The sequence below is a fragment of the Novosphingobium piscinae genome, assembly GCF_014230355.1.
GTDB classification, from domain to species: domain Bacteria; phylum Pseudomonadota; class Alphaproteobacteria; order Sphingomonadales; family Sphingomonadaceae; genus Novosphingobium; species Novosphingobium piscinae.
Map to the genome: position 1 here is coordinate 121,669 of NZ_JACLAX010000002.1, position 13,404 is coordinate 135,072.

General features: G+C 67.9%; 13 protein-coding genes. 12 read left to right on the forward strand and 1 reads right to left on the reverse strand.

Annotated features, from left to right (window positions below; genetic code table 11):
* Positions 1–337 precede the first annotated feature (337 nt).
* The 6 genes from rimP (at position 338) to rbfA (ending at position 7,048) form a co-directional block, all read left to right on the forward strand.
* Positions 338–937, forward strand: coding sequence for a ribosome maturation protein RimP (gene rimP, locus H7F53_RS02475; RefSeq protein ID WP_185677902.1), 600 nt, complete (start codon positions 338–340; stop codon positions 935–937).
* Positions 938–939: 2 nt separating this feature from the next.
* Entirely contained in the window at positions 940–2,553 is a 1,614-nt protein-coding gene (gene nusA, locus H7F53_RS02480) for a transcription termination factor NusA (protein ID WP_185677903.1), read from the forward strand.
* Positions 2,534–3,268 carry a DUF448 domain-containing protein gene (locus H7F53_RS02485; RefSeq protein WP_185677904.1) on the forward strand — a complete coding sequence of 245 codons (735 nt, stop codon included), beginning with the start codon at positions 2,534–2,536 and terminating at the stop codon, positions 3,266–3,268. The genes nusA and H7F53_RS02485 overlap by 20 nt, the downstream gene beginning before the upstream one ends.
* Before the next feature lie 22 nt (positions 3,269–3,290).
* Entirely contained in the window at positions 3,291–5,834 is a 2,544-nt protein-coding gene (gene infB, locus H7F53_RS02490) for a translation initiation factor IF-2 (protein ID WP_185677905.1), read from the forward strand.
* A 270-nt stretch (positions 5,835–6,104) separates the two neighbouring features.
* Complete coding sequence (locus tag H7F53_RS02495) at positions 6,105–6,650, forward strand: DUF1697 domain-containing protein (protein WP_185677906.1); 546 nt, start codon at positions 6,105–6,107, stop codon at positions 6,648–6,650.
* Positions 6,651–6,655: 5 nt separating this feature from the next.
* Complete coding sequence (rbfA, locus tag H7F53_RS02500) at positions 6,656–7,048, forward strand: 30S ribosome-binding factor RbfA (protein ID WP_185677907.1); 393 nt, start codon at positions 6,656–6,658, stop codon at positions 7,046–7,048.
* A 3-nt stretch (positions 7,049–7,051) separates the two neighbouring features.
* Here the strand turns inward: rbfA and H7F53_RS02505 are convergent, their stop codons facing one another.
* A complete protein-coding gene (locus tag H7F53_RS02505; protein WP_343061869.1) occupies positions 7,052–7,636 on the reverse strand; it encodes a YceI family protein in 585 nt (194 codons plus the stop codon).
* Positions 7,637–7,712: 76 nt separating this feature from the next.
* Here H7F53_RS02505 and H7F53_RS02510 point away from each other — a divergent pair, with 76 nt between their 5' ends.
* The 6 genes from H7F53_RS02510 (at position 7,713) to pnp (ending at position 13,390) form a co-directional block, all read left to right on the forward strand.
* Positions 7,713–8,288: a thymidine kinase gene (locus H7F53_RS02510; protein WP_185678121.1), complete on the forward strand. Its 576-nt coding sequence runs from the start codon at positions 7,713–7,715 to the stop codon at positions 8,286–8,288.
* Complete coding sequence (locus H7F53_RS02515) at positions 8,281–8,832, forward strand: GNAT family N-acetyltransferase (protein WP_185677908.1); 552 nt, start codon at positions 8,281–8,283, stop codon at positions 8,830–8,832. The genes H7F53_RS02510 and H7F53_RS02515 overlap by 8 nt, the downstream gene beginning before the upstream one ends.
* The gene (locus tag H7F53_RS02520; protein ID WP_185677909.1) at positions 8,829–9,521 is read left to right on the forward strand and encodes a site-2 protease family protein; all 693 of its coding nucleotides are present in this window, start codon (positions 8,829–8,831) and stop codon (positions 9,519–9,521) included. Before H7F53_RS02515 ends, H7F53_RS02520 begins: the two co-directional genes overlap by 4 nt.
* Positions 9,518–10,534: a tRNA pseudouridine(55) synthase TruB gene (gene truB, locus H7F53_RS02525; RefSeq protein ID WP_185677910.1), complete on the forward strand. Its 1,017-nt coding sequence runs from the start codon at positions 9,518–9,520 to the stop codon at positions 10,532–10,534. Before H7F53_RS02520 ends, truB begins: the two co-directional genes overlap by 4 nt.
* Positions 10,535–10,539: 5 nt before the next feature.
* Positions 10,540–10,809, forward strand: coding sequence for a 30S ribosomal protein S15 (gene rpsO / locus H7F53_RS02530; RefSeq protein WP_185677911.1), 270 nt, complete (start codon positions 10,540–10,542; stop codon positions 10,807–10,809).
* Positions 10,810–11,074: 265 nt separating this feature from the next.
* Complete coding sequence (pnp, locus tag H7F53_RS02535) at positions 11,075–13,390, forward strand: polyribonucleotide nucleotidyltransferase (RefSeq protein ID WP_185677912.1); 2,316 nt, start codon at positions 11,075–11,077, stop codon at positions 13,388–13,390.
* Positions 13,391–13,404 lie beyond the last annotated feature (14 nt).

The following is a 13,404-nucleotide window of genomic DNA, read 5'->3' on the forward strand; positions in this document are numbered from 1 at the left end:
CGGGCTCGACCCGGGACCGGTGCCTGGATCGGTGCAGCCTCGCGTCGAAGGAGGCCAGCGGTCCCGGGTCAAGCCCGGGACGACGAACGGTCTGAAAACGTCCACTCCCCACCCCTTGTTGCCCTTCCGACACCCGTTCGGCCTGAGCGGGTGCGGGCCCGACTGCGCTCGCTCACGCGCCGCACCGCCGTTGCCCGAACCCACATCCCCGCTTGCATTCCCCGCCCCTTTCCCCTATCGGGCCGTTCATCCCGACATTGTGAAGCAAAGTCTGGGCTGGCGCCGGAAGGGGCCGGCGCAAAACGCTTTGCCGGATGTCGGGCGATTTGGAGCAGGCATGGCGGATATCGCGCGGATTATCGAGGTGATCGAACCGGAGGTGCAGGCCCTCGGTTTCGACCTCGTGCGCGTGGTGCTCTACAAGGGCGGCGAGATCGGCTCGCTCAGCGGCGACTATGACGAGCCGACGCTGCAGATCATGGCCGAGCGGCCCGAGACCGGCCAGCTGGTGCTGGATGACTGCGCCGCCCTGTCGCACCGCATCTCCGACCGGATCGATGCGCTGGAAGAGGCGGGCGAGGTGCTGATCGAGGAGGCCTACCGGCTCGAGGTCAGCTCGCCCGGGATCGACCGGCCCTTGACCCGGCTCAAGGACTTTGCCGCCTGGGTGGGGCACGAGGCCAAGGTCAGCCTGACCGCTCCGGTCGATGGCAACCGCAAGGCGCTGCAGGGCAACCTGGCCGGGGTCGAGGGCGAGGTGATCCTGCTCGACGACCGCAAGTCGGGGCGCGTGCAGTTTCCCTTCGCCGACATTCACAGCGCCAAGCTGGTCCTGACCGACCGGCTGATCGCCGCCAGCAAGCCGATCGACACCACCGGTGCCGACGAGGAATTGATCGAAGCCGGGGCCGAGAGCCTCGAAGAACAGGAAGACTGACGATGGGCAGTGCGATTTCCGCGAACCGCGCCGAGCTGCTGGCGATTGCCAATGCGGTGGCCACCGAGAAGATGATCGACAAGTCGATCGTCATCGAGGCGATGGAAGAGGCGATCCAGAAGTCCGCGCGCAACCGCTACGGCGCCGAGAACGACATCCGCGCCAAGCTCGATCCGCGCACCGGCGACCTGCGGCTGTGGCGCGTGGTCGAGGTGGTCGAGGTGGTCGAGGACTACTTCAAGCAGGTCGATCTCAAGCAGGCCGAGAAGCTCCAGCCCGGCGCCAAGGTCGGTGACTTCATCGTCGATCCGCTGCCCCCGGTCGACCTCGGCCGCATCGATGCCCAGTCGGCCAAGCAGGTGATCTTCCAGAAGGTCCGCGATGCCGAGCGCGACCGCCAGTATGCCGAGTTCAAGGACCGCGCTGGCGAGGTCATCACCGGCGTGATCAAGTCGGTCGAGTTCGGCCACGTGATCGTCAACCTCGGCCGCGCCGAGGGCGTGATCCGCCGCGATCAGCAGATCCCGCGCGAAGCGGCCCGCGTGGGCGAGCGCGTGCGCGCGCTGATCCTCAAGGTCGAGCGCCAGAACCGCGGCCCGCAGATCTTCCTGAGCCGCGCGCACCCCGAATTCATGAAGAAGCTGTTCGCCCAGGAAGTGCCCGAGATCTACGACGGCATCATCGAGATCAAGGCCGCCGCGCGCGATCCGGGCAGCCGCGCCAAGATCGGCGTGATCAGCCGCGATTCGAGCATCGACCCGGTCGGGGCCTGCGTCGGCATGAAGGGCAGCCGCGTCCAGGCCGTCGTGCAGGAGCTGCAGGGCGAGAAGATCGACATCATCCCGTGGAGCGAGGACACCGCCACCTTCGTGGTCAATGCGCTGCAGCCTGCCACGGTCAGCCGCGTGGTGATCGACGAGGAAGAGAGCCGGATCGAGGTGGTCGTCCCCGATGACCAGCTCAGCCTCGCCATCGGCCGCCGCGGCCAGAACGTGCGCCTGGCCTCGCAGCTGACCAATTCGGCGATCGACATCATGACCGAGGCCGAGGCTTCGGAGAAGCGCCAGAAGGAATTCGCCGAGCGCTCGAAGATGTTCGAGGAAGAGCTCGACGTCGACGAGACGCTGTCGCAGCTGCTGGTCGCCGAAGGCTTCAGCGAGCTCGAGGAGGTCGCCTACATCGACATGGCCGAACTGGCCGGGATCGAGGGCTTCGACGAGGAACTGGCCGAGGAGCTGCAGAGCCGTGCGCAGGAAGCGCTCGAGCGCCGCGAGGAGGCGAGCCGCGAGGCCCGTCGCGCCCTGGGCGTCGAGGATGCCCTGGCCGAGCTGCCGCATCTGACCGAGGCCATGCTGGTCACCCTGGGCAAGGCCGGGATCAAGACCCTGGACGATCTGGCCGATCTCGCCACCGACGAACTCATCGCCAAGAAGCGCACCGAGCAGCGCCGCCGCGACGGTCAGCGCCGCGAGCGCGCCGAGGACAAGGGCGGCGTGCTGGGCGAGTATGGCCTGAGCGAGGAGCAGGGCAACGAGATCATCATGGCTGCGCGCGCCCACTGGTTCGAGGATGAGCCGGCAAACGAGGAGGCCGCCGATGCGGATTCCTCGCAATGAGCGCGTAAGCTCCGACAGGTCGGTCGGCGAGCCGGAGCGGAAGTGTATCCTCTCCGGCGAGCACGCCGCGCGGGACGCGCTGATCCGGCTGGCGATCTCGCCCGACGGTGATGTCCACCCCGATGTCCTGGCGCGGGCGCCGGGGCGCGGGGCGTGGATTGGCGTTTCGCGCCAAGACCTTGAAATTGCTGTATCGAAGGGCAAGCTCAAGGGCGCGCTCGCGCGGGCCTTCAAGGGCGCCGCGCTGACGATCCCCGCCGATCTGCCGGAGCGGATCGAGGCAGCCCTGGTGCGCGCTTTCGGGGATCGTCTCGGGCTCGAGCTGCGGGCGGGCAAGCTGCTGGTCGGTTCGGACCGGATCGCCGAGAATGCCCGTATGGGCAAGGTCGCCTGGCTGGCCCATGCCGCCGATGCCGGCGAAGACGGGTCGCGCAAGCTCGACCAGGCCTGGCGGGTCGGACGCGAAGCCGAGGGCTCTGGCCTTCAGGGCCTGCGCTTGCCACTGGACCGGGCGGCGTTGTCTGTGGCATTGGGCCGCGACAATGTCGTTCACCTGGCGCTGACGGACCCGGCCGCGGCCGATCGCCTCGCCACCGTGCTGAACCGCCTGCTCGCCTATCTCGGCCGAGCGGACGCGACCGGACAAGCCGCTGCCAACCGGCCCGCCGCACAGCCTGCGGTAGCCGATGACGCTGCTGATTCGACATTGAATTGAGATCGAAGGACTGTTTGAACCGATGAGCGAGACCGACAACAAACCGACGCTGGGCCGCAAGCCGCTGGGGCTGAAGCGCTCGGTGGAAGCGGGCGAGGTCAAGCAGACCTTCAGCCACGGCCGCACCAACAAGGTGGTGGTCGAGGTGAAGCGCCGCAAGCTGATCGGCAAGCCCGGCGAGGCTGCGCCGGCGCCCGAGCCGACTCCGGTCGCCCCGCCGCCTCCGGTGGCTGCGCCCGTCCGTCCCGCGCCGCCGCCGCCACCGCCGTCGGCCAGCCACGAGACCCGCCAGGAAATGCAGGCCCGCCTGCTCCGCGAGGCCGAGGAGCAGCGCCTGCGGCTGGCCGAGGAGGCTCGCCGCCGCGAGGAAGAGGAACGCGCCCGCGCGCTTGAGGAAGAGCGCCGCCGCGCCGAGGAAAACCGTCTCGCCGAGTCCCAGCAGGCCGCCGCGCCGGTTGAGCCCGCGGCGCCTGCCGCGGCACCGGCCGAACCGGCGACGGATGCGACTCCGGTCCCGTCCGAGCCCGCGCCAGCCGCCGCGCCGGCCGCCGTGCCGCCGCCGCGCCGCTTCACCCCGGTTGCCTCTGCCCCGGCGCCCAAGCGCCCCGAGCCGGCTCTGGCCGCGAAGAAGCCCGCTGCCCAGCGTGATCGCAAGGGCGGCGATGAGCGTCGCGGCGGCAAGCTGACCGTCACCCGTGCGCTCAACGAGGACGAGGGCGCCCGCGCCCGGTCGCTCGCCGCGCTCAAGCGCGCCCGCGAAAAGGAGCGCCGCGCGCACTTCGCTGGCCAGCAGCAGCAGCGCGAGAAGCAGGTCCGCGACGTGATCGTGCCTGAAGCGATCACCGTGCAGGAACTGGCCAACCGCATGGCCGAGAAGGGCGCCGACCTGGTCAAGGCCTTGTTCAAGCTGGGCATGATGGTCACGGTCAACCAGACCATCGACCAGGATACCGCAGAGCTGCTGGTCGAGGAGTTCGGCCACAACATCCAGCGGGTCTCGGCCAGCGACATCGACATCGACACCAGTGCCGACGTCGATCCGGAAGGTTCGCTCAAGCCGCGCGCTCCGGTGGTCACCATCATGGGCCACGTCGACCACGGCAAGACCAGTCTGCTCGACGCGCTGCGCGGCACCGACGTGGTGCGGGGCGAGGCCGGTGGCATCACGCAGCACATCGGCGCCTACCAGATCAAGACCAAGGGCGGTGACCTGATCACCTTCCTCGACACCCCGGGCCACGAGGCCTTCACCGAGATGCGCGCGCGCGGTGCCCACGTCACCGACATCGTCATCCTGGTGGTGGCCGCCGACGACGGGATCATGCCGCAGACGATCGAGGCGATCAATCACACCAAGGCGGCCGGCGTGCCGATGATCGTGGCGATCACCAAGGTCGACAAGCACGAGGCCAATGCCCAGCGCATCCGCGAGCGCCTGCTCGAACACGAGGTCGTCGTCGAGGCGATGTCGGGCGAGGTCCAGGACGTCGAGGTGTCGGCCAAGACCGGCGCCGGGCTGGACGAGCTGATCGAGAAGATCCTGCTCCAGGCCGAGGTGATGGAGCTCCAGGCCAACCCCGATCGCGCCGCCGAGGCGACTGTGATCGAGGCCAAGCTCGACAAGGGCAAGGGCCCGCTGGCCTCGGTGCTGGTCACCCGCGGCACGCTCAAGGTGGGCGACATCCTTGTGGTCGGCACGCATTCGGGCCGCGTCCGCGCCATGCTCGACGACAAGGGCCGCCAGGTGAAGGCGGCGCCGCCGTCGCTCCCGGTCGAGGTGCTTGGCCTCGGCGGCGTGCCGATGGCCGGCGATACCCTGACCGTGGTCGACAGCGAGGCCCGCGCCCGCGAGGTCGCCGCCTACCGCCAGGAGAAGGCCACGGCCAAGCGCACCGCGCAGGCGCCGGCCAGCCTCGAGAACATGTTCTCGGCGCTGGCGGCCAAGCAGGCCGTGATCGAATATCCGGTGGTGGTGAAGGCCGATGTCCAGGGATCGACCGAGGCGATCGTCAACGCATTGAACCGGTTGTCGAACGACGAGATCAAGCTGCGCGTGCTGGCTTCGGGCGTGGGCGCGATCACCGAGAGCGACGTCAACCTCGCGCTCGCCTCGAATGCGCCGATCATCGGCTTCAACGTCCGTCCCAACGCCAAGGCGCGCGAGCTGGTCGAGCGCAACAAGGTGCGGATGAAGTACTTCGACGTGATCTATCACCTGACCGAGGACATCGCCAAGGAGATGGCGGGCGTCTGGGGTCCGGAGCGGATCGAAACCGTGGTCGGCCGGGCCGAGGTCAAGGAGATCTTCCCCGCGGGCAAGAAGGACAAGGCGGCCGGTCTGCTCGTCCTCGAAGGCTATATCCGCAAGGGTATCTATGCCCGTCTCACCCGCAACGATGTCATCGTCAGCAAGACGGTCATCGCCTCGCTGCGGCGCTTCAAGGACGACGTGCCGGAAGTGCGCGCCGGTCTGGAATGCGGCGTGGTCCTGCAGGACACGAACGACATCAAGCCGGGCGATACGCTGGAAGTGTTCGACGTCGAGATGCGCGAACGCACGCTGTAAGGCGGGGCTATCGGGAACAAGGCCCTCTGCCCTGCCGGGGAGAGGGCCGGTACCCTTTCCACGCTGGTGAACAAGGGTTCTGGGTGCACCACCGTTCGCCACGAGCGAAGTCGAGAGGTGTCGCGCGGCGTGTCTCGACTTCGCTCGACACGAACGGTGCCTGGTGTCGGTCATGGACATCGGTCCAAGGGCACCGCAGTCCTCGCCCGCGGCCCAATCTCTCCCCGGATGGGACAGGCTGAGGCCCCGCAATCTGGAACAAGTCTGCCCATGGCCCGCTACATCGCCTTTTTCGGCAGCATCAACGTCGGCGGCAACCGGCTGACCATGGCCGACCTGCGCTGGGCCTTCGAGCGTGAAGGTTTCACCGGGGTCGAGACCGTGGTGGCGAGCGGCAACGTGCTGTTCGACTTCGACGAGCGGCCGACCGACGGGCTCGAGGAGCTGTTCGCGCACATGATGGCCGAGCGCTTCGACATCGCCAGCTTCGTGGCCGTGCGCAGCGGCCCCGAACTGGCCGCGCTGCTGGCCGCGGATCCTTTCACGGATGGCGATGACGCCCGGGTTCATGCCCTGCTGCTGTCCGGCCAGCCCGATCGCGCCGCGCTTGACCGGCTGATCGCCGACCATGCCCCGCGCGGGGCGGAGCGGATCGCGGGCGGAGCGCGCGCGCTCTACATCGACTATGTCGACGGGGTCGGGCAGAGCCGGCTGTCGAACGCCTTCATCGAGCGTCGCCTCGGTCTGGCCGGGACCGCCCGCAACCGCCGGTCGCTGCAACGCATTCTGGCCAAACTGGCCGAAGCCACTACATAGGGCCCATGTCTCGCCAGCACGCCACGCCTGAAACCCGCTCCGTCCGCCTGCTCAAGGTGGGCGAGCAGGTGCGCCACATCCTGTCCGAGCTGCTGATGCGCCAGATCGTCCACGATGATGTCCTGTCGGCGCACTCGATCTCGGTCACCGAGGTGCGGATGAGCCCCGATCTGCGCCACGCCACGGTTTTCGTGAAGCCGCTGCTGGGCAGCGACGAGGCGATCGTGCTCAAGGCGCTGCGCACCCACACCGCCTTCTTCCAGAAGGAGGTCGCGGGCCGGCTCAAGACCAAGTACGCCGCCAAGATCAAGTTCCTCCCCGACGAGAGTTTCGACGAGGCGAGCCGGATCGATGCCCTGCTCAACGATCCGCTGGTCCGGCGCGACATCGCCGGCTGAACCTCAGGCCGGGACCAACCAGCCGTCGATGGTGATGGTGACGGTCCGCCCGACGATCAGCGGCCAGGCGGTCATGCCGAAAGCGGTGCGATTGATCGTCGCGCGGGCCGACAGGCGGATCGGCTCGGTGCCGGTCGCCCGGGCGGGGGGCTGGGCAAAGCTGACTGTCAGGGCCACCGGCTGGGTCACGCCGCGCGCGGTCAGCTCGCCCTCGACCGTCGCCGTGACCGGTGAGGTCATGGTCATGCGGCGCCCGGCAAACCGCACCTGCGGATAACGCGCCACATCGAAGAAGGCCGGACCGCGCAGCCGCTCCAGCGTCACCGGATCAGGCGCGGTGAGCGCCCGGGCGTCCAGCTCGACGATGAGGTCGAGCGTGTCGAGCCGGTCCGGCGAGAGCGCGATGCTGCCGCTCAGGCGCGGAAATCGGGCTGTCTTGCTGGCGATCCCGAAAAAGGCCACCCGCGCGGCCACGGTGCTGCGGGTTTCGTCCAGCCGGTAGGTCTGCGCTGGCGAGGTCGCCCCGAGCAGGGTCATGGCCAGCCAGGCCAGCAGGGTCGCCGCGGTCCGTTGTTGCCATCCAGTCACCGATTCGTTCCCCGGCGGGCCGAGCCGCATCACCGTGCTGGTCTTTCCGCAGCGAAGCACTATGTCCACTGCCCGGATGGCCAAGCTCTATTTCTACTACGCGAGCATGAACGCGGGGAAGTCCACCAATCTGCTGCAGGCGGACTTCAACTACCGCGAGCGCGGCATGACGACCATGCTGTGGACCGCCGCGATCGATACCCGTGATGGCACCGGGATCGGCAGCCGGATCGGCCTGGCCGCGCCCGCGCACCTGTTCGCGCCGGACACCGACCTGTGGGAACAGATCGCCGCGGCCCATCGGGGCGAGCCGCTCGCCTGCGTGCTGGTCGACGAGGCGCAGTTCCTCGCGCCCGCGCAGGTGTGGCAGCTCGCGCGTGTGGCTGACGAGGCCGGGATCCCGGTGCTCTGCTATGGCCTGCGCACCGATTTCCGCGGGGATCTGTTCGCGGGATCGGCGGTGCTGCTGGGGATCGCCGACACGCTGGTTGAGCTGAAGGGCGTCTGCCACTGCGGGCGCAAGGCGACCATGAACCTGCGGGTCGATGCCGGCGGCGGCGCGGTGCGGGCGGGCGAGCAGACCGAGATCGGCGGCAACGACCGCTATGTGGCGCTGTGCCGCCGGCATTTCAGCGAAGCCCTGCATGGCTGACGAGGCGCTCTACCGGGTGCTGGAAGCGGGTGCGCTGCGGCTCGAGCCGATCGCCGAGCATCACCGTGAGCCGCTGCGCGCGGCCTGCGCCGAGGACCCCGCGATCTGGACGATCTATCCGGTGTCCTATGCCGGCGCCCATTTCGATCCCCAGTTCGATGGCCTGATCGCCGGGCCGCCGGCCAAGCGGGTCTATGCCGTGGTGCTGGCCGACGCGGTGGTCGGCATGACCGGCTGGCTCGCGCACAATGCGCCCGGCTGGTCGATCGAGATCGGCAACACCTATCTGGTCCCGCGGCTGCGCGGGACCGGGGTCAACGCGCGGATGAAGCGGCTGATGCTCGACCACGCCTTCGCCTGCGGGCTCGAGCGGGTGTGCCTCAAGGTCGATGCCCGCAACCAGCGCAGCCAGGCCGCGATCCGCAAGCTGGGCGCCGTCCTTGAGGGCGTCCACCGGCATGACCGCGTGACCTGGACCGGTCATGTCCGCGATACCGTCTACTTCTCGATCCTGCGCAGCGAATGGAAGGCAGCCCCGGCATGAGCGATACCCTCTACCAGGCGGCAGCGCTGATCCTGCCGCTGGTCGTGGCGATCGTGTTCCACGAGGTGGCGCATGGCTATGTCGCGCAGGAACTGGGTGATCCGACCGCCAGCGAACTGGGCCGGCTCAGCCTCAATCCCTTCCGCCATGTCGATCCGGTCGGCACCGTGGTCCTGCCGGGCCTGCTCGCGCTGGCCCACCTGCCGGTGTTCGGATGGGCCAAGCCGGTCCCCGTGGTTGCCGGCCGGCTGGGCAATCCGCGCCGCGACATGATGCTGGTGGCCCTGGCCGGGCCGGGCAGCAACCTCGTGCTCGCCGCGATCGGGGCGCTGCTGCTGGGCCTGCTGTCGCGCTGGCTTGGAGGAGGGCCGGACGCCGGCGGGGTCGCGCGCTTCGTCGCGCTCAACCTGTTCAACTTCATTTCGGTCAACGTGTTCCTCGCGCTGTTCAACCTGCTGCCGATCCCGCCGTTCGACGGGTCACACGTGGTCGAAGGGCTGCTCCCCCGCCGCGCGGCGGCGGCGTTCGGCCGGGTGCGGCAGGTGGGCTTCATGCTCGCGCTGGCGCTGCTGATCGTCCTGCCGACCCTGCTTCCGGGGTTCGATCCGGTGGGCAAGGTCGTCGGTCCGCCCGTCAACTGGCTGCTGGGCCACTACTTCGACCTCGCCGATCTGGTGGCCAACGTGTGAGCGCCAACGGCTGGATCATCCTCGACAAGCCGCTCGGGCTCGGGTCGACCCAGGCCGTCGCCGCGGTCAAGCGCAACCTGCGCGAGGCGGGCTACGGCAAGGGCGTGAAGGTGGGCCACGGCGGCACGCTCGATCCGCTGGCCACCGGCGTCCTGCCGATCGCGCTGGGCGAGGCGACCAAGCTGTGCGGGCGAATGCTGGACGCCAGCAAGGTCTATGCCTTCACCGTGGCCTTCGGGGTGGAGACCGACACGCTCGACCTTGAGGGCAAGGTCATCGCCGAGAGCGCGTTGCGGCCGACGCTGGCAGAGGTCGCAGCGGTGCTGCCGCGCTTCACCGGACCGATCGAGCAGGTCCCGCCGGCTTACTCGGCGATCAAGGTCGATGGCGAGCGGGCCTATGATCTGGCGCGGGCCGGGGCAGAGGTGGTGCTGAAATCGCGGGGGGTGACCGTCCACCAACTCACCATCCGTCATGCTGAACCTGTTTCAGCATCCATTTCGCCTTCGACACTGTCTGCGAGGGAGGAGGGATGGACCCTGAAACAAGTTCAGGGTGACGAAAAAGGTGAAGAGAGTGCGAATTGCGGCGCGCTCAGTTCCATCACCCTCCAGGCCCAGGTCTCCAAGGGCACCTACATCCGCAGCCTCGCCCGCGACATCGCCCGCGCGCTCGGCACGGTCGGCCACGTCACCATGCTGCGCCGCCTGAAAGCCGGGCCGTTCAGCGCCGATCGGGCGATTTCGCTGGACAAACTGAACGAAGTGGGTAAGGGCGCCCCCCTTGAGAACGTACTCTTGCCGCTGGAGGCAGGGCTGGTCGACATCCCGGCTCTTGACCTCGGTCCGGAACAGGCAAGGGCGGTCCGACAGGGCCGCGTTCTGACCGGACTGGCCTTGCATGACGGGCTTTACTGGGCGCGGATCGGCACTTTGCCGGTGGCGCTGGTCGAGCTTTCGGGCGGCAGCCTGACGGTCGTGCGGGGGTTCAACCTTCCCGATGTCGCGGAGTGAATGACATGTCGGTGACCGCCGAAAAGAAGCAGGAAATCATCAAGGACAACGCCCGTCAGGCCCAGGATACGGGTTCGCCGGAAGTTCAGGTCGCGATCCTCACCGAGCGGATCCGCAACCTTACCGAGCACTTCAAGGGCCACCACAAGGACAATCACTCGCGCCGCGGCCTGCTGATGATGGTCAACAAGCGCCGCAGCCTGCTCGACTATCTCAAGAAGAAGGATGTCGAGCGCTACAACGCGTTGATCCAGAAGCTGGGTCTGCGTAAGTAAGGTTTCGAGAAGCGGCCCCAAGCGGGCCGCTTTTCACATCGTCGTCCCGGACTTGATCCGGGACCGCGGGCCGGATCAGACCGGCGCCGCGTCAGAGTAGGCCAGCGGTCCCGGGTCAAGCCCGGGACGACGGCTAAAGGGGTTGAGTGCTGCAATTCGGCAGCCTCGGCCATTGGGGCGCAAAGTGCCCCGCACCGGACCGGGACGGCATTACCCCGGCAGCAAACCCCGCCGGCAATAGGGCCCGCGGGCTGAAGGAAACACCATGTTCGACGTCAAGACAGTATCGCTGGAGTGGGGCGGAAAGACCCTCACCCTCGAAACCGGCCGCATTGCCCGTCAGGCTGACGGCGCGGTCCTCGCCACTTACGGCGAAACCGTTGTGCTTTGCGCGGTCACGGCCGCCAAGTCGGTCAAGGAAGGGCAGGACTTCTTCCCGCTGACCGTGCACTACCAGGAAAAGTATTCGGCTGCCGGCCGCATCCCGGGCGGCTTCTTCAAGCGCGAACGCGGCGCCACGGAAAAGGAGACGCTGGTCTCCCGCCTGATCGACCGTCCGGTCCGTCCGCTGTTCCCCGAAGGTTTCTACAATGAGATCAACGTCATCGCCCAGGTGCTGAGCTATGACGGCGAGACCGAGCCCGATATCGTCGCGATGATCGCCGCCTCGGCCGCGCTGACCATCTCGGGCGTGCCCTTCATGGGCCCGATCGCCGCCGCGCGCGTCGGCTACATCGATGGCGAGTATGTGCTCAACCCGAAGCAGGACGTCGCGCTGAGCGAAGGCCGGCTCGACCTGGTCGTCGCCGCCACCGACTCCGCCGTGATGATGGTGGAATCGGAAGCCAAGGAGTTGTCCGAGGACGAGATGCTCGGCGCCGTGCTGTTCGCGCACGACGAATGCCGCAAGGTGATCGGCGCGATCATCCAGCTGGCCGAGAAGGCTGCCAAGGAACCCTGGCAGATCGACCTCACCGACAACACCGCCGACATCAAGAAGAAGCTCAAGGACCTCGTCGGCAAGGATGTCGCCGCGGCCTACAAGCTGACCGATAAGTCGGCCCGCTCGAACGCGCTGAACGAAGCCCGCGCCAAGGCCAAGGCCGCCTTCGCCGATGAAGGCCCGCAGACCCAGATGGTCGCGATCAAGACCATGAAGAAGGTCGAGGCGGACATCGTCCGCACCGCCATCCTCAAGGACGGTCAGCGCATCGACGGACGCACCACCACCCAGGTCCGCCCGATCGAATCGATGGTCGGCTTCCTGCCGCGCACCCATGGTTCGGCCCTGTTCACCCGCGGTGAGACGCAGACCATCTGCACCACCACCCTGGGCACCAAGGACGCCGAGCAGATGATCGACGGGCTGGAAGGCCTGCGCTACGAGAGCTTCATGCTCCACTATAACTTCCCGCCCTATTCGGTTGGCGAAGTTGGACGTTTCGGTGCGCCGGGCCGTCGCGAAGTGGGTCACGGCAAGCTCGCCTGGCGCGCGCTGCACCCGGTCCTGCCGAGCAAGGACGAGTTCCCCTACACGATCCGCGTCCTTTCGGACGTGACCGAATCGAACGGGTCGTCGTCGATGGCCACGGTTTGCGGCGGCTGCCTCTCGATGATGGACGCCGGCGTGCCGGTGAAGCGTCCGGTCTCGGGCATCGCCATGGGCCTGATCCTGGAAGGCAAGGACTTCGCGATCCTCTCGGACATCCTCGGCGACGAGGATCACCTGGGTGACATGGACTTCAAGGTGGCCGGCACCAGCGAAGGCATCACCACGATGCAGATGGACATCAAGGTTGCCGGCATCACCCGCGAGATCTTCGAGGTCGCGCTGAAGCAGGCCAAAGAAGGCCGTGCGCACATCCTGGCCGAGATGACCAAGGCCCTGGGCGAAGCGCGGACCGAACTGTCGGCCCATGCCCCGCGCATCGAGACGCTGCAGATCGACAAGTCGAAGATCCGCGACGTGATCGGCACCGGCGGCAAGGTGATCCGCGAGATCGTCGCCAGCACCGGCGCCAAGGTCGACATCGACGACGAGGGCCTGATCAAGATCAGCTCGTCCGACCTGTCGCAGATCGAGGCCGCCAAGAACTGGATCCTCGGCATCGTCGAGGAGGCCGAGGTCGGCAAGGTCTACAAGGGCAAGGTCGTCAACATCGTCGACTTCGGCGCCTTCGTGAACTTCATGGGTGGCAAGGACGGTCTCGTCCACGTCAGCGAGATGAAGAACGAGCGCGTGGAAAAGCCGACCGACGTGGTCAAGGAAGGCCAGGAGGTCTTCGTCAAGGTCCTCGAGATCGACCAGCGCGGCAAGGTCCGCCTGTCGATGCGCGTGGTCGACCAGGAAACCGGCGAGGCGCTGGAGGACACCCGTCCGCCGCGCGAACCGCGGGAACCGCGCGGCGATCGTGGTGACCGCGGCGACCGTCGTGGTCCGCGGGGCGGTGGTGACCGTGGTCCCCGCCGCGAGGGCGGCGATCGCGGTCCGCGCCGCGAGGGCGGTGACCGTCCGCGCCGCGACCGCGAGGACGGCGGCAACCCGGATCACATCCCGGCCTTCCTGAAGGGCGACGACTGACCGGCACCGGGCCC

Coding starts and splice junctions, on each gene's coding strand:
- rimP (WP_185677902.1), top strand. CDS start 338: ATGGCGGATATCGCGCGGATTATCGAGGTGATCGAACCGGAGGTGCAG.
- nusA (WP_185677903.1), top strand. CDS start 940: ATGGGCAGTGCGATTTCCGCGAACCGCGCCGAGCTGCTGGCGATTGCC.
- H7F53_RS02485 (WP_185677904.1), top strand. CDS start 2,534: ATGCGGATTCCTCGCAATGAGCGCGTAAGCTCCGACAGGTCGGTCGGC.
- infB (WP_185677905.1), top strand. CDS start 3,291: ATGAGCGAGACCGACAACAAACCGACGCTGGGCCGCAAGCCGCTGGGG.
- H7F53_RS02495 (WP_185677906.1), top strand. CDS start 6,105: ATGGCCCGCTACATCGCCTTTTTCGGCAGCATCAACGTCGGCGGCAAC.
- rbfA (WP_185677907.1), top strand. CDS start 6,656: ATGTCTCGCCAGCACGCCACGCCTGAAACCCGCTCCGTCCGCCTGCTC.
- H7F53_RS02510 (WP_185678121.1), top strand. CDS start 7,713: ATGGCCAAGCTCTATTTCTACTACGCGAGCATGAACGCGGGGAAGTCC.
- H7F53_RS02515 (WP_185677908.1), top strand. CDS start 8,281: ATGGCTGACGAGGCGCTCTACCGGGTGCTGGAAGCGGGTGCGCTGCGG.
- H7F53_RS02520 (WP_185677909.1), top strand. CDS start 8,829: ATGAGCGATACCCTCTACCAGGCGGCAGCGCTGATCCTGCCGCTGGTC.
- rpsO (WP_185677911.1), top strand. CDS start 10,540: ATGTCGGTGACCGCCGAAAAGAAGCAGGAAATCATCAAGGACAACGCC.
- pnp (WP_185677912.1), top strand. CDS start 11,075: ATGTTCGACGTCAAGACAGTATCGCTGGAGTGGGGCGGAAAGACCCTC.